At 69.1% G+C, this 19,925-nt stretch carries 16 protein-coding genes; 9 read left to right on the top strand and 7 right to left on the bottom strand.

Going from position 1 to position 19,925, the window contains the following annotated elements:
• Window positions 1-12: 12 nt before the first annotated feature.
• Window positions 13-1,677, bottom strand: a complete 1,665-nt coding sequence (locus H7827_RS23080) for a fibronectin type III domain-containing protein (protein WP_432747212.1) — start codon at window positions 1,675-1,677, stop codon at window positions 13-15.
• Between the two features lie 258 nt (window positions 1,678-1,935).
• Here H7827_RS23080 and H7827_RS23075 point away from each other — a divergent pair, with 258 nt between their 5' ends.
• Complete coding sequence (locus H7827_RS23075; RefSeq protein WP_432747211.1) at window positions 1,936-2,460, top strand: hypothetical protein; 525 nt, start codon at window positions 1,936-1,938, stop codon at window positions 2,458-2,460.
• Between the two features lie 3 nt (window positions 2,461-2,463).
• Here the strand turns inward: H7827_RS23075 and H7827_RS23070 are convergent, their stop codons facing one another.
• On the bottom strand, window positions 2,464-3,411 hold the full coding sequence (locus H7827_RS23070) for an SDR family oxidoreductase (protein ID WP_432748040.1): 948 nt from the start codon (window positions 3,409-3,411) through the stop codon (window positions 2,464-2,466).
• A 214-nt stretch (window positions 3,412-3,625) separates the two neighbouring features.
• Between H7827_RS23070 and H7827_RS23065 the strand changes: the two genes are divergently transcribed.
• The 3 genes from H7827_RS23065 to H7827_RS23055 all read left to right on the top strand — a co-directional run bounded on the left by H7827_RS23065 (window position 3,626) and on the right by H7827_RS23055 (window position 6,622).
• Window positions 3,626-4,147: a DUF4240 domain-containing protein gene (locus H7827_RS23065; protein WP_432747210.1), complete on the top strand. Its 522-nt coding sequence runs from the start codon at window positions 3,626-3,628 to the stop codon at window positions 4,145-4,147.
• 1 nt (window position 4,148) lies between these two features.
• On the top strand, window positions 4,149-5,111 hold the full coding sequence (locus H7827_RS23060; protein ID WP_432747209.1) for a TIGR01777 family oxidoreductase: 963 nt from the start codon (window positions 4,149-4,151) through the stop codon (window positions 5,109-5,111).
• Between the two features lie 209 nt (window positions 5,112-5,320).
• Entirely contained in the window at window positions 5,321-6,622 is a 1,302-nt protein-coding gene (locus H7827_RS23055; RefSeq protein WP_432747208.1) for an FAD-dependent oxidoreductase, read from the top strand.
• A gap of 151 nt (window positions 6,623-6,773) precedes the next feature.
• Here H7827_RS23055 and H7827_RS23050 read toward each other — a convergent pair whose 3' ends face one another.
• A complete protein-coding gene (locus H7827_RS23050) occupies window positions 6,774-8,387 on the bottom strand; it encodes a regulator (RefSeq protein WP_234389973.1) in 1,614 nt (537 codons plus the stop codon).
• 202 nt (window positions 8,388-8,589) lie between these two features.
• On the opposite strand from H7827_RS23050, the gene lipB reads away from it, so the two are divergent.
• From lipB to H7827_RS23035, 3 genes are all read left to right on the top strand, one after another.
• Entirely contained in the window at window positions 8,590-9,375 is a 786-nt protein-coding gene (gene lipB, locus H7827_RS23045) for a lipoyl(octanoyl) transferase LipB (RefSeq protein ID WP_030734628.1), read from the top strand.
• Window positions 9,376-9,437: 62 nt separating this feature from the next.
• The gene (lipA, locus tag H7827_RS23040; RefSeq protein WP_432747207.1) at window positions 9,438-10,382 is read left to right on the top strand and encodes a lipoyl synthase; all 945 of its coding nucleotides are present in this window, start codon (window positions 9,438-9,440) and stop codon (window positions 10,380-10,382) included.
• Between the two features lie 47 nt (window positions 10,383-10,429).
• A complete protein-coding gene (locus H7827_RS23035) occupies window positions 10,430-11,140 on the top strand; it encodes a DUF4191 domain-containing protein (protein WP_386538085.1) in 711 nt (236 codons plus the stop codon).
• 146 nt (window positions 11,141-11,286) lie between these two features.
• Here H7827_RS23035 and H7827_RS23030 read toward each other — a convergent pair whose 3' ends face one another.
• Window positions 11,287-11,691 carry an RDD family protein gene (locus H7827_RS23030; protein ID WP_386538096.1) on the bottom strand — a complete coding sequence of 135 codons (405 nt, stop codon included), beginning with the start codon at window positions 11,689-11,691 and terminating at the stop codon, window positions 11,287-11,289.
• A gap of 315 nt (window positions 11,692-12,006) precedes the next feature.
• Between H7827_RS23030 and glnA the strand changes: the two genes are divergently transcribed.
• On the top strand, window positions 12,007-13,422 hold the full coding sequence (gene glnA / locus H7827_RS23025) for a type I glutamate--ammonia ligase (RefSeq protein ID WP_030734642.1): 1,416 nt from the start codon (window positions 12,007-12,009) through the stop codon (window positions 13,420-13,422).
• Between the two features lie 306 nt (window positions 13,423-13,728).
• Here glnA and H7827_RS23020 read toward each other — a convergent pair whose 3' ends face one another.
• Together H7827_RS23020 and H7827_RS23015 are read right to left on the bottom strand one after the other, a co-directional pair.
• The gene (locus H7827_RS23020; RefSeq protein ID WP_432747206.1) at window positions 13,729-17,436 is read right to left on the bottom strand and encodes an NB-ARC domain-containing protein; all 3,708 of its coding nucleotides are present in this window, start codon (window positions 17,434-17,436) and stop codon (window positions 13,729-13,731) included.
• Window positions 17,437-17,921: 485 nt separating this feature from the next.
• Window positions 17,922-18,419, bottom strand: a complete 498-nt coding sequence (locus H7827_RS23015) for an SPW repeat protein (RefSeq protein ID WP_386538083.1) — start codon at window positions 18,417-18,419, stop codon at window positions 17,922-17,924.
• Window positions 18,420-18,646: 227 nt separating this feature from the next.
• Between H7827_RS23015 and H7827_RS23010 the strand changes: the two genes are divergently transcribed.
• Window positions 18,647-19,030 carry a DUF2795 domain-containing protein gene (locus tag H7827_RS23010; protein ID WP_432747205.1) on the top strand — a complete coding sequence of 128 codons (384 nt, stop codon included), beginning with the start codon at window positions 18,647-18,649 and terminating at the stop codon, window positions 19,028-19,030.
• On the opposite strand, the gene H7827_RS23005 is transcribed toward H7827_RS23010, so the two are convergent.
• Window positions 19,027-19,860: a polysaccharide deacetylase family protein gene (locus tag H7827_RS23005; protein ID WP_432747204.1), complete on the bottom strand. Its 834-nt coding sequence runs from the start codon at window positions 19,858-19,860 to the stop codon at window positions 19,027-19,029. The two genes, H7827_RS23010 and H7827_RS23005, sit on opposite strands and share 4 nt — an antisense overlap.
• Window positions 19,861-19,925 lie beyond the last annotated feature (65 nt).

The following is a 19,925-nucleotide window of genomic DNA, read 5'->3' as shown; positions in this document are numbered from 1 at the left end:
GTACCGGCGGCGCTACTTGGTGATGGCGATCGACGGGCTGTCGATCCGCTGGTTCTCGCTGGTGAGGTAGACCTCGTAGGAGGTGTCCTTCTTCACCCAGCTCGGCAGCTTCAGGGAGTACGACAGGCGGCCGATCTCATCGGCCTCGACCGTGGCGATGACCCGCTCCTTGTCCTTGCCGTCCACCGTCCGCAGCCGGATCTCGACGCGCTCCCGCGGGTCGTAGCCGAACGCCGACACCTGGACCTTGTCGCCCTTGCGGGCGGTGGTCCGGTCGACGGTGACCTGCTCGCCGGTGGTGTTCTCCTCGGTGCGGATCTCGTTGACGGTGCGCTCGCCGTCCGCGTTCTTGCGGATGAGGAAGCCGTCGTTGTGCTCGCCGTTGGCGAACCGCGACTCGTACCGGATGGTGTCCCCGGTGACGTCGATCATCTGGTAGAGCTGCGCGTTCTCGCCCTGGCGTATGAGTTCGGCGCCGTTGTCGGTCCAGTTGGCACCGTTGTTGAGGTCGTACATCTTGCCCCCGGAGACGGAGACCGCGTACGTGACGCCGTTGTGGACGGTGACCGAGTCGCGGTTGGCGACCTGGTTGCCGCGCCCGTAGGCGTGGTCGTGGCCCTGGAGCACCAGGTCCACGCCGTACTCCTCGAAGAGCGGGCCCCACTGGTTGCGCACGTTGACGTTGTTGCGGGTGCCGGTCATGGCGTAGACGGGGTGGTGGAAGGTGACCACCGTCCACTTGTTGGGGTTGTCGCTGAGCAGCCCTTCCAGCCACGCGGTCTGCGCGGCCATCAGCTCGGCGCTGCCCTGGAAGTTGGAGTCCAGGCCGATGAAGCGCACGCCCTGGTAGTCCACCGTGTAGACGGTCTGCTTGAGTTCCTCGTTGCCCGGGCCGTTGTCGGGGTAGGGGAACTGCGGGCGCCAGAAGGCGGACAGCTGGCCGCTGCTGTACTCGTGGTTGCCGGTGACGGAGAAGTTGTTGACCTGGCCGTCGATGAAGCCGCCGGCCTGGTACCACTGCCCCCACTCCTCCTCCGAGTTGGGGGAGTTGATGAGGTCACCGGCGTTGACGATCATCTTCGCCTCGGGCCGGTCGGCGAACGCCTGGCGGAAGACCCGGGGAACGGCCGAATCGATGTAGTTCTGGGCGTCGCCGTAGTAGATGAAGGAGAACGGCTCCAGGCCCTCGGCCGCGGTGGTGAAGTCGGTCCACTCGCTCCAGTTGACGCCGTCCCCGACGCGGTAGGTGTAGCGGGTGTCCGGCTCCAGGCCGGAGAAGGAGACGGTGTGGTACGTGGAGGCGTAGCCCAGGTTGGTGTTGACCGGGGTGGCGGGGCCGGCCTGCACCGTGGTGACCTCACCGGCGGCGGGCTTCACATCGCCCAGGCCGCGCGGGGCCTTGAGGATCTGGGCCTGGGAAGAACCGGTCGGAGCCTCCGCCCGCCAGGTGACGTTCTGGCTGGTCGCCGGGGTGGTGGTGGGCGTCAGCATGACGCGGTCGGGCATCGGGGAGGGCTTGTGGATCTCCGCCGCCGGGTGGGGCGTGGGGTCGGTCGGAGAGTCACCGAAGGCCAGCGGGCCGGCGAGCACGCCGCTGGCGAGCAGCGTGGCGCCGCCGAGCACGGCGACCTTGGTACGCGTGGACGCCATGGTCCAGCGTGCGGTGTTGGCAGTCACGGAATGAGGAACCCTTCACGGGCGAGTTCGGTGTGTCCTCCTCGGGCCTGGTGCCCAAGGCGTGTGGATTCAGCCAGGATCAGCCGAACAATCCCCTGTTGCCGTCTTGCCACGGAGTGAACTCTGCGCCATCTCATGGGTGGTGGGGTTCCGGGCGCCGTGCGGCCTTTGACCGTTTGCCGTCCGTTCGCCGAAGTGTCCCCGGAACGCGATAGTTTCCGGCCGGTCGGACACGGACGAGGTACGAGGAGCGGGTGGATGGCAGCCAGACCCGGACGCGGGGCGGCCCCGGTGTTCTGCGGCGCGCTGGCGCTGGCGGCCGTGGCACTGCTGCCCGCCGCCGACGCCGCCCCCGCCCCGGGGCCCGCCGCGCCGGACCGCAAGGGCGATACGTTCCTGACCGCCGAGAGCGGCGGCGTCCTCGCCATCGAGGGCGGCGAGTGCTTCACCGACCCCGCCCGCTCCCCGGTGGCGGGCGAGGTCATGGTGCGCTACGTGCCGTGCGACGAGGAGGGCGCCGCCAACCAGGTGTACGGCTTCGTGGCCGCCCCGGACGGCGCCTTCGACCGGGAACGGGTGGCGGCGTTCGCCCGGGAGAGCTGCGGCCGTGGGTTCCGTACGTACTGGCCCGGCGAGGCGGCGGCCGGCCTGGACTTCTATCCCGTCCTGCCGACCGCCGCCACCTGGGACATCGGTGACCGGGACGTCATGTGCGTGGCGTACCGGCCGGGGAGCCCGCTCACCGGCTCCCTGCTGCCCCTGGCCTCGGCCCTGGCCCGATGAGGGTCAGCGGTAGTCGGCCGCGTCCGGCTGCTTCCCTTCCGCCAGGGCCTTGATGAACGGCCAGGCGTCCGGCTGGGAGCCGTCAATGTCGGTGACCCCGTACTCCTTGGCCAGATCTCCGCTGCTCAGCGAGGCGCCGTTCCAGCGCGCCCGCTCGGGGTCGGCGGCCAGCGCGGCGATGCCGCGGCCGATGTAGGTGGGCGATTCGGCGATGGCGAAGGCCGGTTCCCGCTCGATGCCCTCGCGCCAGTTCTCCTCGGTGACCTTGAGGTGGGTGTCGAGCATCGTCTCGGAGCGCAGGAAGCCGGGGGTGACACAGACGGCGGTGCAGCCGTACTTCTTCAGGTCCTCGCCGAGGTTGTGCGCCATCCGGATGGGGGCGTTCTTGGCGAGGTCGTAGAAGAAGTTCAGCCGGTAGTCGCGGTTGGACTCCGCCGTGCCGTCCGTCACCTCGATCACCAGGCCGCCCCGGTTGCGGGACAGCAGCGGGAGCGCGTAGTGACTGGTGATGATGTGGCTCTCCACGCCCAGCCGGAGCATCCGCAGGCCCTGCTCCAGGCCGATCTCCCACATCGGGGGGGTGGCGTGGACGTCCAGGAGGTGGTCGCCGCCCCAGACGTCGTTCACCAGGATGTCCAGCCGGCCCTGCTCGCGGTCGATGCGCCCGGTGAGGGCGGCCACCCGCTCGGGTTCCAGGTGGTCGGTGGGTACGGCGATGCCCGTACCGCCGCTGCCGCTGTCCGCGCCGGCCGCCGTGATGAGTTCCGCGGTCTCCTCGATGGTCTCGGTGGCCCGGCCGACCTCACTGACCGCGACCCGGGTGGTGCGGCCGGTGGCGTAGACGGTGGCGCCCGCCCGGCCGAGTTCGACGGCCATCGCCCGGCCGGCGCCCCGGGTGGCTCCGGCGACCAGGGCGATCTTCCCGGCGAGGGGTGCGGTCCGTGTTTCCAGGTCTGACACGTGTGTCCTTCCGTTCCGTGCGTCGTGCGTCGTGCGTCGTGCGTCGTGCTGCGTGTGTCGTGTTCCGTGCTGCGTGTGTCGTGCCGCGTACGCCGCCTCGCGTGCGTACGGAGTCACCCTGACAGCGAAACCCGACATCCTCTGTCGTACTTTCCGGTGGTCTCGGGATGCGTGTCGCGACCGGGCGGCGGATCCTTGTCCCGTGATGGACGAAACGGATTTCTGGGAGATCGTCGACGCCGCCCGGGAAGGGGCGGAGGGCGACCCGGTGGTGACCGCCGACCTCATCGTCGAACGCCTGAGCGATCTCGATCCGGAATCCGTCACCGACTTCGCCCGCCACTTCGAGGCCCGCTTCAACCGCGCCTACCGCTCGGACCTGTGGGGTGCCGCCTGGGTGATCCTGGACGGCGCCAGCGACGACTGCTTCGAGAACTTCCGCTGCTGGCTGATCGCCCAGGGCCGGCACGCCTTCGAGGGCGCGCTGCACGATCCCGACGCGCTCGCCGAACTGCTCCCCCAGGACTTCGACCCCGAACAGGACGGCGAGGCGGAGGAGGTCGGCTACGCGGCGTACGACGCCTACGAGCGGCTGACCGGCGTCGAACTGCCCGAACTCGGCTTCGAGGAACCACCGGAGGAACCCGAGGGCTCACCGGTGGATTTCGAGGACTCCGGCGTGCTGGCCACGGCCTACCCCCGATTGTGGGCCCGCTTCCGCGCTTAGCATGGCCGCCATGCCCAAGCGATCACAGCGACCCGCCGCCACCCCCCGCCCCCGTATCGCCGTCACCGGCTCCTCCGGTCTGATCGGCACCGCCCTCACCTCCGCCCTGCGCGCGGACGGCACCGACGTCGTACGGCTGGTGCGCCGCCCGCCCGGCGCGGCGGACGAGCGGTGGTGGGACCCCAGCGGCCGGCAGCAGGAGAGCACCGCCGCCTCCATCGCCGGCTGCGAGGCCGTGGTGCACCTGGCCGGGGCCGGGGTCGGCGACCACCGCTGGACCGCCCGCTACAAGCAGGAGATCCGGGACAGCCGTGTCCTGGGCACCGCCGCGATCGCCGCCGCCATCGCCTCGCTGCCCGAGGCGGACCGGCCCCGGACGCTGGTGTGCGGCAGCGCGATCGGCTGGTACGGGGACACCGGCACCGATCCGGTGGACGAGGACGCCCCGGCCGGCACCGGCTTCCTGGCGGACGTCTGCCGCGAGTGGGAGGCGGCGGCCGTGCCGGCGGCCGAGGCCGGGGTCCGTACGGTGTACGCGCGCACCGGCCTGGTGGTGGCACGCTCGGGCGGGGCGTGGGGCAGGCTCTTCCCGCTGTTCCGGGCGGGTCTGGGCGGACGTCTCGGGGACGGCAACCAGTTCTGGAGCGCGATCTCGCTGGCCGACCACATCGCGGCGCTGCGCTTCCTGCTGGCCGAGGAGCCGGGCCTGTCCGGGCCGGTGAACCTGACCGGGCCGCACCCGGTCACCAACCGCGAGGCGACCCGGGTCATGGGCGAAGTGCTGCACCGGCCCACCGTGTTCACGGCTCCGGCGCCGCTGCTGCGGGTGGCGCTCGGCCAGTTCTCGGAGGATGTGCTGGGCAGCCAGCGGGTGTTGCCGCGCCGGCTGCTGGAGGCCGGCTTCACCTTCACGCACCCCACCGTGGAGGACGCGGTACGGGCCGCGCTCGCCACCGAAAGCTGATGTACCGGCGTTCGGCGGTGTACCGAGGCACATAGTGCGACCTGCGTGCGCCTGTGCCCGGTGCGTGCGCTCTGCCGCATTCCGGCCGTCGTGAGAGGGTCAGCGTCGGTCCGGGCGGCGTTGCCCGTGCCGCGAATGGGCAGCAGCCCCTGCGGGCGGGCCCACCCATGGCCCGTCCGGCAAGCGCCGACCGCCTCATGGGAGGGCCCGTGCTGAGCAGCCGAACGCAAGCAGTGGATTCCGACGTCGTCGTCATCGGGGCAGGTACGGCGGGTCTCGCCGCCGCCCGCAGAGTGCGGGACGCCGGGCTGACGGTGACGGTCCTGGAGGCGGCCGACCGGATCGGGGGCCGGATGGCCACCGCCTCCCGGGACGGCTTCCTCCTCGACCGGAGCAGCCGGCTGACGGCCCCGGGCCTGCCGGAGGAGGCGGTGTGCCGGCTGACGGGGGGCGCGCTGCTGCACGGGGCGGGGGGTGAGGTGCACCGGGTGGGCGAGGTGCAGGGCGGCGGCACCACCACGGCGGCGGACGTGGCCGCGGACGACGGCCGGGCGCGGCAGAGCCGTTCGTTCATCACCGCGTTCGACCACTCGTGGCTGCGGGCCAACCTCGCCCGGCTCGGGCAGCTTCCCGACGAGCGGCTGGCGGCCCGGCCGGAGCTGCCGGCGGCGGACGCGCTGGCCGCGCGGGGCATACCGGCGCGGATCGCGGAAGGCTTTCTGCGTCCGCTGCTCTCGGCGCTGCTCCATGACCCGCAGCTCTCCACCTCCAGCCGGCTGAGCGATCTGACGCTGCGGTCCTTCGCCCGTGAGGGCCTGGCACTGGCGGCGGGCGGCTCCGGCGCGCTCGCGCGCGGCCTGGCGGACGGACTGCCGGAGGACGCCGTCCGCACCGGGGTACGCGTCACCGCCGTGTCCACCTCCCGGGTGGAGACGGAACGGCACGGGACCGTACGCTGCCGGGCCGTCGTGGTGGCCACCGGGGCGCGGGAGGCCGCGCGGCTGCTGCCGGGGCTGCGGGTGCCGCGGTTCCGGCCGGTGACGGTGCTGCACCACGCCGTCCCGGGACCGGGGCCGCAGACCGGTCCGGCGCTGCTCGTCGACGCGGTGCCCGAGCGCGGGCCTCTCAGCTACTCGCTGGTCGCCTCGGCCGCCGACCCCTCCCGGGCGCCGGAGGGCGCGGCGCTGGTCACCTCGGTGGTGCTGGGGCACGCGGCGGGCGAACCGGCCGAGATCCTGGACAAGGCGGCCCGCCGCCAGCTGACGGCGCTGTACGGGACCCCGGCCCATGAGTGGCGGCTGCTGGCCGCGCACCACGATCCGCAGGCCGTACCGCTGAACCCGCCCCCGTACGCGGGACCGCGCCGCACCCGGCTGCTGGATGGCCTGTACATCTGCGGCGACCACCGCGGGGCGGACGATCCGGACACGGCGCGGACGGCGGTCGCCGCCCTGCTGGAGGACTTCGGACGGCCGGTGCTGAGCGAGCCGAACACCAGCGCCGCGGCCTGACGCCGGGGACGCGGGCAGGGGCACGGCCCCGCCCGCACGCCGGTGGTGCGGGTCGCGCCGGGTGGTTCCGACCCCTGCACGGGGCCGGAACCACCCGGCGCGCGCCCGTTGTGCCGCGCGCCCCGGGACCGGGTCGCCCGCACCGTCCGTGTCAGGTCAGGGCGGCCACCTTCTCCCGGTAGCCCCGCACCGCGAGCGAGTCGCGGTAGGGGTCCAGGCGCCGTTCGAAGTCCTGGAGGTACTCGTGCGCCCGCGCCGAGCGCATGTCGGTCGCCTGCTGGGCGGACTCGACCGCCAGGGCGCACGCGTGGTCCACGTCGCCCAGGCCCAGTTTCGCCGTGGCCAGCACCACCCGGCAGAACAGCCGGCTGCGCGCGTAGCCGTTGGCCCGCAGTTGCAGGGAGCGTTCCGCGTAGCGCGCCGAGGTCCGGTACTGCTGGAGGTCGCGGTGACAGTGCGCGAACTCGTCCGCCAGCTGCGCCTCGTCGAAGAACCGCGCCCAGGTGGGCACCTCCTCCCCCGGCCTGGCCGCCTCCAGGGCGCGCTCCGCCCTGGCGAGCGCCGCCGAGCAGGCCCGCACCTCCCCCAGCAGTCCGTGCCCGCGCGCCTCGACCGCGTGCAGCAGCGCCTGGACGGCCGGCGGTACGGAGCTGGCCATGCCCTGCTGGGCGACCCGCGCCAGCTGCACCGCTTCCCGACCGTGCCCCAGGTAGACGGCCTGCCGGCTCATCGACACCAGGACATAGCTGCCGTACGAGCGGTCCCCGGCGGCCTGGGCCAGCCGCAGCGCCTGGACGAAGTACCGCTGGGCGAGGCCGTGGGCGGCGATGTCGTACGCCGTCCAGCCGGCCAGCCGGGTCAGGTCGGCGGCGGCGGAGAACAGCCGGCGGCCGGTCTGCTCCCCGTAGGTGCCGCGCAGCATCGGCTCCAGCTCGTGTTCCAGGTACCGCACCAGCGCCTGCCGGGCGTGGCCGCCGCCGTAGGCGTTGTCGAGCGCGCGGAACAGTTCGGCGACCGACCGCAGAGCTGCGATGTCGCCGCCGGTGACGCGCTGCCCGGGGCCGCGTTCGACGCGGTCGGCGCCGCCTCCCGCCCCGGCGCGGTTCGCGGCGACGGCGCTGGCGGCGCGGTGCCGGGTCTGTTCGGGCACCCGGGGGTGCGCGGTGAGCCCGGCCAGGCTGGGCAGTCCGGCGATGCCGCCCACCGGGTCCGGCGGGTCGCCGCGCGCCACCCGGTCGTCCGGGCGCCCGATGAGCCAGTCGCGGCTGGGCACCACGAGCCCGGCCGGGGTGAAGGCGATCTTGCGCAGCTCGGCGTAGCTGCCGGAGTCCTTGCGCCACAGGCCGGCGACGATGTCGACGGCCTCGGCCGGGGTCGCGGCGAACTCGAGCCCCGCGTACACGGGCGCGCAGGCCTCCAGACCGAGGTCCTGGGCGGAGAGCCGGCGGCCGAGGCGGCGGGTGAAGACCTCGGCGATCAGCGCGGGTGTGGTGCCGCGCGGTCGCTGGCCGCGCAGCCAGCGGGTGACGGAGGTCTTGTCGTACCGCAGATCAAGCCCGTGTTCGAGGCCGAGCTGGTCGACCCGGCGGGCGAGACCGGCGTGCGAGAAGCCGGCTTCGGCGATCAGGGCGGCCAGTTGCCGGTTGGGGGTGCGCTGCCCGGAGGGAGGCGGGGCCGGCGGCGGCGTGCTGCCGGGCGCGACGGCCCGTGGGGCGTGCGCGGGTGGGGGTACGGAGGGGGTCCCTCCGGGTCGTTCCGTGGACATCGGCGATGCGGTCTCCTGCCTTACGGCTGTGCGGCTGGAACGGCGTGAATGTAACGGTCTCTCCCCACCTGATCGGCCCGTCTGCGGAGGATTCATCCATATGTGTGAGGACCGGGGCACACGCTTACCTGTCGGAGCACGGCCGTACAGTGGTTCGGGACGCTTCGCGCGTCGTGGTTCTGCACCGGGAGAGTGAGCGGCAGTGAGTGAGCTGCGCTTTGTCCATCTGGGCTTCGGGGACGAAGCCGTCGAGTATCACGCGGCCTGGCAGGAGCAGCGGCGGGTGCACACCGCGCGCTTCGCCGACGAGGTTCCCGACACCTGTCTGCTGCTGGAGCACCAGTCGGTGTACACGGCGGGGCGGCGTACCGAGGACAGTGAACGGCCCCTGGACGGCACGCCGGTCATCGACATCGACCGGGGCGGGAAGATCACCTGGCACGGCCCCGGGCAGCTGGTGGGGTATCCGATCCTGAAGCTGCCGCGCCCGGTGGACGTGATCGCGCACGTGCGGCGGCTGGAGGAGGCGGTGATCCGCACCTGTGCGGAGTTCGGCCTGGAGACCACGCGGGTGGAGGGCCGCAGCGGGGTGTGGGTCCTGGGGGACTCGGTGCCCGCGCCGGCGTCCGTGACCGGAGGGCTCCGGCTCGACTTCGATCCGCGGCTGAACGACGAGGAGTTCGACCCCCGGCTGGCCGGCCCCCAGTACGCACCGTCGAACGCGGGGCAGCGCGGCGAGGACCGCAAGCTGTGCGCGATCGGCATCCGGGTGGCCAAGGGCGTCACGATGCACGGCTTCTCGCTGAACTGCGACCCGGACAACACCTCGTACGACCGGATCGTGCCGTGCGGCATCCGGGACGCGGGTGTGACATCGCTCTCCCAGGAGCTGGGGCGGCGGGTGCCGGTGGCGGAGGTGCTGCCCGTGGTGGAGAAGCATCTGCGGGCGGTTCTGGAGGACACGGTCCCCCTCCCCCGCGCGGTCTGACCTCATAAGCACAGGCGTACGCTGAGATACGCCGATGAATCAAAAGTGGTAGGGAGGCGGACGTGTCCGCTGTCGCGCCCGACGGTCGTAAGATGCTGCGCCTTGAGGTCCGGAACAGCCAGACCCCGATCGAACGCAAGCCCGAGTGGATCAAGACCAAGGCCACGATGGGTCCTGAGTACAAGGACCTGCTGGGTCTGGTGAAGCGGGAGGGGCTGCACACGGTCTGCCAGGAGGCGGGCTGTCCCAACATCTTCGAATGCTGGGAGGACCGTGAGGCGACCTTCCTGATCGGCGGGGAGCAGTGCACCCGGCGCTGCGACTTCTGCCAGATCGACACCGGCAAGCCGGCCGAGCTCGACCGGGACGAGCCGCGCCGGGTGGCCGAGTCCGTCCGGCAGATGGAGCTGAAGTACGCCACCATCACCGGGGTCGCCCGTGACGACCTGGAGGACGGCGGGGCCTGGCTGTACGCGGAGACGGTCCGGCAGATCCACACGCTGCTCCCCGGTACCGGGGTGGAGCTGCTGATCCCGGACTTCAACGCGGTGCCCGAGCAGCTGGCCGAGGTGTTCTCCTCGCGGCCCGAGGTGCTGGCGCACAACGTGGAGACGGTGCCGAGGATCTTCAAGCGGATCCGGCCCGGCTTCCGTTACGAGCGGTCACTGGAAGTGATCAGGCGGGCGCGCGAGGCGGGTCTGGTCACCAAGTCCAACCTGATCCTGGGCCTGGGCGAGACCCGCGAGGAGATCAGCGACGCGCTGCGCCAGATGCACGACGCGGGTACCGAGCTGGTCACGATCACCCAGTACCTGCGGCCCACGCCGCGGCACCACCCCGTGGAGCGCTGGGTGAAGCCGGCGGAGTTCGTGGAGCTCCAGCAGGAGGCCGAGGAGATCGGCTACGCGGGGGTCATGTCCGGCCCGCTGGTGCGCTCGTCGTACCGGGCGGGGCGGCTGTACCGGCAGGCGCTGGAGCACCGCGAGGCGGCGTCCCCGGCGGTCTGAGCCGCCCTGGGCGCCGGTGTCGGCGGGACGGCCGTAAACTTGCCGGCATGGCGCGGAAGGACAAGGAACAAGATTCCGAGAACCCAGGGCGGCTCAAGCAGATCGCTCTGACGTACAAGATGACCAAGCGGGTCGATCGGTGGATCGGCCTGGTCATCTCTGCAGTCGGCCTGGGCACCTTCGGTGTGATCCTTGGCATCGGCTTTCTGATCGGTCACCCGATCTATCTGGGCATCCTGGGCTTCCTGGTCGCTTTGCTGACCACGGCCATCGTCTTCGGGCGGCGGGCCGAGCGGGCGGCTTTCAGCCAGATGGAGGGGCAGCCGGGAGCGGCGGCCGCCGTGCTGGAGAACCTGCGGCGCGGCTTCGTCTTCACCCCGGCGGTGGCGATCAACCGCAATCAGGACGTGGTGCACCGGGCGGTCGGCAAGTGCGGCGTGGTGCTGGTCGGCGAGGGCAACCCGAACCGGGTGAAGACGCTCATGGCCGCCGAGAAGCGCCGGATGAACCGGGTGGTCTCGGAGGTGCCGGTGCACGACGTGCTCGTCGGCACCGGCGAGGACCAGGTGCCGCTGAAGAAGCTGCGGAGCAAGGTCATGAAGTTCCCGCGGGTGCTGCCGGGCCACCGGGTCACCGAGGTGAACGACCGGCTGCGCGCGATGGGCGACCTGATGAGCAACATGCCGCTGCCGAAGGGCCCGATGCCCAAGGGGATGAAGCTGCCGAAGGGCGGCCCGCAGCAGCGCAGGGGGCGCTGAGCGAACCCGTCACGGATGACGGGTGGACGTCACACGGAAGGGCCCGGCGGGATCGACCGCCGGGCCCTTCCGCTGTGTCCGTCCTCCGGTGCCGCGGTGCCGTCCCGGTCGTCCCGGGCGCCCGCCGGCGTCGGGGCCCGGTGGGCTCAGACGCGGAGCTGTACGGCCTCGGTGAGCCGGTCGTGCAGCCCGCGGCTGTCGCGGTCCCAGATCAGGGCCGGGACGGCGAGCGCGAGCAGGACCGTACGGGCGGCGGCGCGCGGGAAGCTCAGCCGTTCCCCGCTGAGGTGGAGGACGCGCAGGCCCAGCAGCCGCTTGCCCGGGGTGGAGCCCAGGGTGCCGACGGTGAGGATGCCGGTGACGGTGAAGACCAGCAGGGTCCAGTTGCCCAGCGAGCTGGGGCCGTCGGCGAGCAGACCGTATGCGATCAGGGCGCACAGCGCCCAGTCGACACAGATGGCCGCCACCCGCCGGCCGAGCGAGGCGATGGAGCCCGGCCCGTGCTCGGGGAGGCCGAAGCGCTCGCCCCGGTAGCCGAAGTCGACCCCCATGCTCTCGGCGGTGGCCCGGGGGCCGGAGAGCCAGGATCCGATGACCTGTCGATTGTCGAGCTCTTTGTCCGCCTCTTTGTCCACCCGTCCACGGTAGCGCGGCCCGCCCGGCGGTCGCCGGGCGGCTCCCGCCGCGGGCGCCACACCGGCCAGTCGCCGGAGGCTGCTCCGGTTGGCTGGTTAACATCGGCGAAACACGAGGGTCATGCCCGAGAAATGGCCGGTTCTTAGGGTCGGCCCCGGCAGGTCCGTGCCCCGGGCCCGCACCCGAGCTGCGCATTCCCCGCCCGATGGGTGGGCAAGGAGGACGATCGGATGTTCCAGAACGCCGACGAGATCAAGAAGTACATTGCGGATAACGACGTCAAATTCATCGACGTCCGCTTCTGCGATCTGCCGGGCATCATGCAGCACGTCACGCTCCCGGTCCAGGCTTTCGACCCGGATGAGCAGCTGATGTTCGACGGCTCGTCGATCCGCGGCTTCCAGGCCATCCACGAGTCCGACATGGCGCTCGTCCCTGACCTCTCCACCGCGCGTCTCGACCCGTTCCGCAAGGACAAGACGGTCAACATCAACTTCTTCATCCAGGACCCGATCACGGGCGAGGCGTACAGCCGCGACCCGCGCAACGTGGCGAAGAAGGCCGAGGCCTACCTGGCCTCCTCCGGCATCGCCGACACCGCGTACTTCGGGCCCGAGGCGGAGTTCTACGTCTTCGACGACGTGCGCTTCGAGACCAAGTCGAACGCCGGCTACTACTACATCGACTCCGAGGCGGGCGCCTGGAACACCGGCGCCATCGAGGAGGGCGGCAACCGCGGCTACAAGGTCCGCTACAAGGGCGGCTACTTCCCCGCCCCGCCGGTCGACCACTTCGCCGACCTGCGCGCGGAGATCACCCTGGAGCTGATCAACGCCGGTCTCGAGGTCGAGCGCCAGCACCACGAGGTGGGCACCGCGGGCCAGGCGGAGATCAACTACAAGTACAACACCCTGCTGGCCGCCGCCGACGATCTGATGCTGTTCAAGTACATCGTCAAGAACGTCGCCTGGCGCAACGGCAAGACCGCCACCTTCATGCCCAAGCCGATCTTCGGTGACAACGGCTCCGGCATGCACGTCCACCAGTCGCTGTGGACGGGCGGCTCCCCGCTCTTCTACGACGAGCAGGGGTACGCGGGCCTGTCCGACATGGCCCGCTACTACATCGGCGGCATCCTCAAGCACGCCCCGTCGCTGCTGGCGTTCACCAACCCGACGCTGAACTCGTACCACCGTCTGGTGCCGGGCTTCGAGGCCCCCGTCAACATGGTGTACTCGCAGCGCAACCGCTCGGCCGCGATGCGCATCCCGATCACGGGCTCCAACCCGAAGGCCAAGCGCGTGGAGTTCCGCGCCCCGGACCCGTCCTCCAACCCGTACCTGGCCTTCTCCGCCCTGCTGCTGGCGGGCCTGGACGGCGTCAAGAACAAGATCGAGCCGCCGGAGCCGGTCGACAAGGACCTGTACGAGCTGGCCCCCGAGGAGCACGCGGAGCTGGCCCAGGTCCCGACCTCCCTGCCGGCCGTGCTGGAGGCCCTGGAGGAGGACAACGACTACCTGCTGGCGGGTGGCGTCTTCACCACCGACCTGATCGAGACCTGGGTGGACTTCAAGCGCGAGAAGGAAATCGCGCCGATGGCCCAGCGCCCGCACCCGCACGAGTTCGAGCTGTACTTCGACGTGTAAATCAGGAGGTCGGGCGACCTCCGAGGGAACTGGAAACCTGCTGTGAACTGCGGAAACAGTGTTCATTACTTCCGTTGTTCGCGGCTGGTTTCCACCCTCAGGTACATCGTGTGTACACCCGGGAACCCCAAGCCCTGACGCTGCGCCAGCTTCGCTGTTGAGGACGGCCGCTCTGTTTCCCAGGCGGCTGTCCTCGACTCCCCTCGATGCGGCCACGTCTCTTACTCAGAAGTCTCACCCACTCGTCTGCCTCACTCCATACAGCCGCCGAACAGACGGGTGCCAACGCGCGCTCGGGGGATCGCATCATCGGCGAGGCTTCCTTCGTCGACTGCGACTCGTTTTTCGAGGCTGGTTGCGCAAAGCGGCTGCAGTCCGGTCATTTTTTCCTGGTGACCGAGGCGATGCCTTCACGCGCACGGTAACCAGTGCCACAGCGAGCAGTCCTTTATCGCCAAAATCCCGAACCTTTTGAGCGACCGCAGCAGGTGAATTCATGATCCGCCGGTGCTCGGCGCGGTCGTGGAGCTCGAATCCGTAGCCGAAATATACCCTTGCAGCACGGCCAGCGCCTGCTGCAGCGCGCCACTGTACAGATGCCCTCGTGGAGGCTCGTGCCAAAATCGTACCGTCCTCGTGTTCAAGCACCAGCTCCGTGCCAATCAGAGTGAGGGATAGATCCTTGGGCGACGGCATTATGGGGGCTGGTCCGATAAGGCGCCGGAACCCCTTGGCGCAAGCACGTTGGACCTGCATCTCCACGGTTCTTCCGGATTCGAGCGAGGTTGCGCCCAGCATCTTGCTGGGCTGCAAGAGCACCACTGGACTTACGGACGGCAGGAACTCCAATGCCTCTGGCAACAACACATCAATGTTCGACCGGCCGTCAAGAAAGCCGTACACAGGATCAGAGGAGACAGTCAAGATTGCATGGCAATCAGCAGCCTCGTAGGCGGCAGCTAGCTCGGGGCTATCTCGGATGAGAGCGCGGGTGTCAGCAGCGATGGCATCGCCTTCCTCCTGGTAACTGCGGTGCACCACTTCTCCGGCCACGGCCGACATTCGCGATGGCAGACCGAAGTAGATACGCTCCCACACGCTGGCAGGATCGTGGGGATCGGTAAAGACCTTGTCGTTGAGCTGGCTCATCAGCTCCACAACGCCTCCGTCAAACGAGTTCCCGCTCACGGCCCGCCAGCTACCGTGCACCACCTGGAGCAGCAGAAACCTCGCGTGATCGGTCGATGTCTGCAAGGCTGGGTTCTGTAGGATGCTGGTTTCTTCCAGCAAGCGTCCCAACAGATCAATGGCCCGCTGCTCACCCGTCAACACCCATTTCCACGCACTCTGGCAGCCGACATTATGCACGAGGTGGTGGACAGCGAATCCGTGCAAGGTCCGAGCTCCGGCGTAGGGGAGGAAATCAGTGAGAGCAACATCAGCCTCTTCCCACCTTTCCTGCATGACGAAAGCCTCAATGAGAAGACGTTTCAAATCGGCAGTGGTGGGGGACCAAGGGTGCGGGCTTTGAGCCAGTGCGGCAGAAACGGCCTGCTCCGCACGGTCGGCAGCGCCGCTGCTCAACAGCTCCTGGATGTCCCTGAGATCCTTGACGGCGTGCGAAATACCTGTAGGCGGCAGTGAATCGGCTACTGCCTGGAAGGCTTGCAACAGCTCCGCGAGAGCACTGTTCCGTTCGATACGCATCTGAGTCTGCAGGATCAGCGATGCCTCGATGGCGAGCTCGGAAACTTTTGGGGAGGACGGGCCGTTGAACTGTTGGAGATAATTGAGCAATGGGCGCAGATGGGCGGTGATCTGGTCGGGGGTATCCGGACGCTGACGTAGCTGAGCGATGTGTGCTAGAAGGGCGTGGGCTTGGGCTGTCAAGCTTCTATCGGGGTCGCCAGCCCGGCGAAGCCATTCCAGCTCCAGCTCTAGCAGGTTCTGCGCCGCATCGTACTGGCCGTGAGCATGATGGAAACCAGCGAGATTACCCATTAGCAGCGATGTATGCAAATCTGCCACCGGGACTGCCTTTATGTGTCCGACAAGTGCTGTTGCATGCTGGGCGAGTTCCCAGGCCCTTTCTGCCTGTCCAGTGTGAATGGCCCCACGGAGCCAGCGGTCAGTATGGAATGCCACGATCGGCAACCCGACATCGGCAGTTTCCGACAGCTGCAAATGCTGCGCCAATATCAGCTGCAAGACCGCATTCATCGAAACGGTGTCCTCGCTACCGGGAAAGAATTCGGCGCGTGCCGGCAGTGGCTCATCGTACCGAACGAGGGAGACATTGAGCAGCTCGCGAATAACTTCCCGGACAGGAACGTACGCCTCGTCGAAAATTACCCACCCCGGTGCCGCCGGCACATCTTCCGATGTGGCGAAGGCGCCCGCCAAGGCGAGATGCACTGGTGCCCGGCGGGGTCCGAGCCAACACAAGGTCGCCAAGGTAGTCAACGTCTCATGCAAGAGGTTTTTGGCCCGTGCTCCGTGGATCAATCGATCAACGCTCAATGCGACGGCCGCTGCCAGAGTTCGGGGATAACCGGTCGGTACCGAATCCTCGTCGTCCGCAGCGCGACTGAGAAGCGTATCCGAGTAGGCGGTGAGCCGACTTACATGGATTTCGCAGCTGACCAGGTAGCCACAAGCCACCTCGATCGCCAGAGGCCAGTACTCCAGAGTGTGTGCCAACTGCGACAATGATGCTTGGTGATCTGCGGCCTCCTGCTCACTTAAGGCCAAACGGAGCCTCAGCAGTTGCATGGCTTCATCACCGCTCATCGGGCCCAATTCAATATGCCCCTGCGCATTGCGCCAGTTCCCGCCCAGGGTGGTCACGATGACATGGCCTCGGCCATGCCTCGGCAGCCATGCGCCAGCAGTCCGCAGACCGGCGTCGTCGAACACCATCAGCCACGGACCCGGTAGAGCCTGCAGCTCCGCATGCACGGTCTCCCGCAGCAGCCGCGGATCTGCGACCTCTGTTGGCTTACTTGAGCCAGTCAGGTGCGCCAGGACGCGGGCGAATGAAGCGATCAAAGACTCTTCGGTTTCTGAATCCACCCAGAAGATCGCGTCGTAACGGAACGCCTGATCAGCGATATGCGCCGCTGCCAAACTTGACTTGCCCAACCCTGACAAGCCGGTGATGACGCAGACCACGATTCCTTCGCTGCCGACATCGGGCCCGCTGAGGACCTCAGTGACACGATCCACTAGCTCCGATCGCTCCACCTCAGGAACGACCGGCATCTGACCGTAGATGAGACCGAAATCTTGTCGCCCCACAGCTGCGAGCAACTCCGCATCGCTCACGAGCGCACGCTGTCGGAAGTCGGCTACCTCCCAGCGTGCCAGACCAGGGTCAGCTGCCCGGCGCATGACCTCGGCGACCAGGTATCCCAGCACCAGCCCGCCGGACCGGTGAGACAGCCCACGCCTCGTCTGCCCCCGCTGGCGACGCAAAGCTCTGTTGAGGTCCTCACGCAGTTGCACGTCAGACCGCGCGTCAAACTCGATCGCAGCCCGCCCGACACGTTGCCACTGCTGAGGTGACAGTGCCTCGCAGAGACCCCACACCTTCGGCGCTCGTGCCAGCAGCTTCTTGAATTCCGCTTGCAGCGTCGCCACGTTATCGCCGTGACGTCGAAGGATCTCAGCCAGCCGCTGACAGCTCTCGTCCGGAGTGGCCGATGTGATCAATCGGTACTCTCGAGCTTCGAACCCGGTCACCAGGTGTACCAGCACCGACACGGCCTCTCGCGCTGGCATCACTCGTGTCGTGCTAGCGCTCTTGACCTGTACGGCCATCAGTGAATGGCCACCAGTGTCCACGAGGTCGAAGTCGACCGAATCCGCATGCTGCAACGACACCGCGTCAGCAGGACCTTCAATCCGGCAAGCAGCGACCTCTCCGTCAGCGACGCTGGCCAGCAGCGCTTCGACCGTGCGGAGGTACTGATACTGAAAGCCCCGAGCAGCAACCCGGCCACCGTCGAACGGCATATCACGTCCCTGAGTTGAAATCGACTCGCAGCATCAGGCTAGGCGCGTCCTCTGACAGCCCGCCTGCTTTCAGGAGCGCCCACGACTGAAACTGGCCAGCCTCACACCGCTTGGGCGTCCCAGTTCCGGACCATCAACAGCAGAGGTGAGTCGAGTCCATCGGCGACATCGTGCCTGGTACGTCCGTCCAGGAAGGTGTGCGATGGACACCGGCTGGGAGAGGGCATACACCGGGCTGCAGGCGCAGAGGTGCGGAAGGTCGTGCATAGACGCGACACAAACGACCACGAATTCATCTACACCCGTTGTGCACCGGCCCACCGCAACTGCGTGGCATCCGTGCTGGTCACAGTCGTTTAGCAACTCAACTTCGACGTGTGAGCCGTACCGCACGCAGGCGCGGAACGCACCGGCGGGCAGTCCCTGATGGGGCTGCCCGCCGGGCTTTTCGGCGTTGTTCTCTTGTGTCTATGTGCGACTCCTTGTCAGGTCGTCATCCTCTCGCTGTGGGTGTGGCGCTTGCGGCGCATCGCCAGTGCCGCGCCGGTGGCTGCCAGTCCCAGAAGGAAGATGACACCGCCGACGATGATCTGGCTGAGGATGATGCCGCCGCTGGCGCCACTGCCCACCGTCCAGATCGCAACGATCGACCACGCTCCGATGACGCACAGAGCCAGGCCCATGCCGTGCATCCGCTCCGGCACCAGGGCGAAGCCCAGAGCCAGCACCGCCACCGCGATTCCGAGGATCAGGTTGTGTATGCCCAGACGCGGCTGGGCGGCGATGAACGTCGGCACCAGCCAGGCGGAGACCGCCAGATACAGGCCGGCCAGGAAGACCGGTGCGTCCACCAGCGGCACTGTCGCGCCACCTGTCACACGGGAGTAGCGCTCCCGCATCTCACGTGCGTCGGGGTGGTCCGCCATGCTGCTGTCCCTGCGATGGGAGACGTCCGTACCCCTGTGGTGTGAGACGTCGGCCATGCGACTCGCCTCCTTCTGTGGGATTCGTGCGACCGCGCTGTCTCAGTCTCATTTACAGACCTTGCTCCCATTGTGTACCCATTACCCCATTTGGCGCATTTCGGGCCAGATATTTTCTTCTGTCCCGGAGTACGGGTCTGGGATCGCGGCTCCGCACCGCGTTACCGCTGGTTTCGCTCTCAAACCCCGGGTACCCGCCGGGCCCGGCACCGAAGGAGGGACCAGACATGCAGGAACGGGGCAGCAGTCGGCTGAGCGCGCATCAGGACGATCAGCTGAAGCACGAGGTGGAAGGGGTGCTGCGGGCGGACCGGCCCACCCGGGCCGACGCCTGGCGGGATCCGGAGACGGTGGAGGGCGCGGACGGCGCGTCGCCGCCGCCCGGCGCGGGGGACGACCGGGAGGTGCGCGACGAGGCGTTCCGTTTCGAGCTGGCGCGGCATCTGCGGCGGGCCGGGTTCCCGGCGAAGCGGTCGGAGGTCCTGCGCACCCTGCTGGAGGAGCGGGCGCCGGACGAGCTGATCGATCAGGTGCGGTCGCTGCCGCGGCGCAGCAGTTACGCGAATGTGCAGGAGCTGGTGGCGGCGCTGGGACGGGCTCCGCGCTCCTAGACGGGGGGCGCGGTGGGCAGGACCAGTTCGTAGCCGCGGTCCAGGAGCTTGGGAAGGACCTGGCTGAGGGCGGTGACCGTCTGGGAACGGTCGCCGCCTCCGTCGTGGGTGAGGACGATCGCCCCGGAGTGGGCGCCCTCCAGGACCGAGCCGGCGATGCTGGAGGTGCCGGGTCTGGCCCAGTCGTTGGTGTCGACGGACCAGCCCAGGGGTTCCATGCCGAGTTCGGCGCAGACGGTGAGGGACGCCTTGTCCCAGGCGCCGTACGGGGCGCGGGCGAGGTCGGGCGGGGCGCCGAGGATGTCCTGGATGATGTCGCAGGTGTCGCCCAGCTCGCGGCGCACCCGCTTCTGCGAGAGGGTGTCCAGCTGCGGATGGCTCCAGGAGTGGTTGGCCACCACATGGCCCTCGTCGGCGATGGCGCGCACCAGGTCGGGGTGGGAGTGGGCGTTCTCGCCGATGACGAAGAAGGTGCCGGGGACCTTGTACGTGCGCAGCAGCTTGAGCACCTGGGGCGTGTACGTGGGGTGCGGGCCGTCGTCCAGGGTGATGGCGATCTTCTTGCCGGGGGTGGCGAGGGTCAGGGCGGCCTCGGCGCGCACCGGCAGGGGCTGCCGGGGTGGCGTGGCGTGGGTGGCGCCGCCGGGGGTGAAGGGGCGCAGGCGGTAGGAGTCCGCGGCGGGGGCCGCCGGTGCGGCCGGGGCGGCGGGGCCCGGGGCCGCGCCGGCCGTGCCCGTGCCGGCGCCGGAGGAGGAGCACGCGGTCAGCAGGCGTTCGAGGCCGAGGATGCTGAGGCAGGCGGTGGCGCCGAGCAGGACGCGGCGGGGCACGGCGGACTTCTCTGAGACTTCCGATGACATGATTAACGGATCTCATGCCTTGGGAGGGCTCACCA

It is taken from the genome of Streptomyces sp. JH002 (assembly GCF_050916115.1).
GTDB lineage: Bacteria > Actinomycetota > Actinomycetes > Streptomycetales > Streptomycetaceae > Streptomyces > Streptomyces xiamenensis.
The sequence above is the reverse complement of the archived record's forward strand: the minus strand, read 5'-3'. Positions and strand labels throughout refer to the sequence as shown.

What these genes read in the sequence shown, in the direction of transcription:
- H7827_RS23075 (WP_432747211.1), top strand. Translation starts at nt 1,936, where the DNA reads ATGGCAGCCAGACCCGGACGCGGGGCGGCCCCGGTGTTCTGCGGCGCG.
- H7827_RS23065 (WP_432747210.1), top strand. Translation starts at nt 3,626, where the DNA reads ATGGACGAAACGGATTTCTGGGAGATCGTCGACGCCGCCCGGGAAGGG.
- H7827_RS23060 (WP_432747209.1), top strand. Translation starts at nt 4,149, where the DNA reads ATGGCCGCCATGCCCAAGCGATCACAGCGACCCGCCGCCACCCCCCGC.
- H7827_RS23050 (WP_234389973.1), bottom strand. Translation starts at nt 8,387, where the DNA reads ATGTCCACGGAACGACCCGGAGGGACCCCCTCCGTACCCCCACCCGCG.
- H7827_RS23035 (WP_386538085.1), top strand. Translation starts at nt 10,430, where the DNA reads ATGGCGCGGAAGGACAAGGAACAAGATTCCGAGAACCCAGGGCGGCTC.
- H7827_RS23030 (WP_386538096.1), bottom strand. Translation starts at nt 11,691, where the DNA reads ATGGGGGTCGACTTCGGCTACCGGGGCGAGCGCTTCGGCCTCCCCGAG.
- glnA (WP_030734642.1), top strand. Translation starts at nt 12,007, where the DNA reads ATGTTCCAGAACGCCGACGAGATCAAGAAGTACATTGCGGATAACGAC.
- H7827_RS23020 (WP_432747206.1), bottom strand. Translation starts at nt 17,436, where the DNA reads ATGCCGTTCGACGGTGGCCGGGTTGCTGCTCGGGGCTTTCAGTATCAG.
- H7827_RS23015 (WP_386538083.1), bottom strand. Translation starts at nt 18,419, where the DNA reads ATGGCCGACGTCTCACACCACAGGGGTACGGACGTCTCCCATCGCAGG.
- H7827_RS23010 (WP_432747205.1), top strand. Translation starts at nt 18,647, where the DNA reads ATGCAGGAACGGGGCAGCAGTCGGCTGAGCGCGCATCAGGACGATCAG.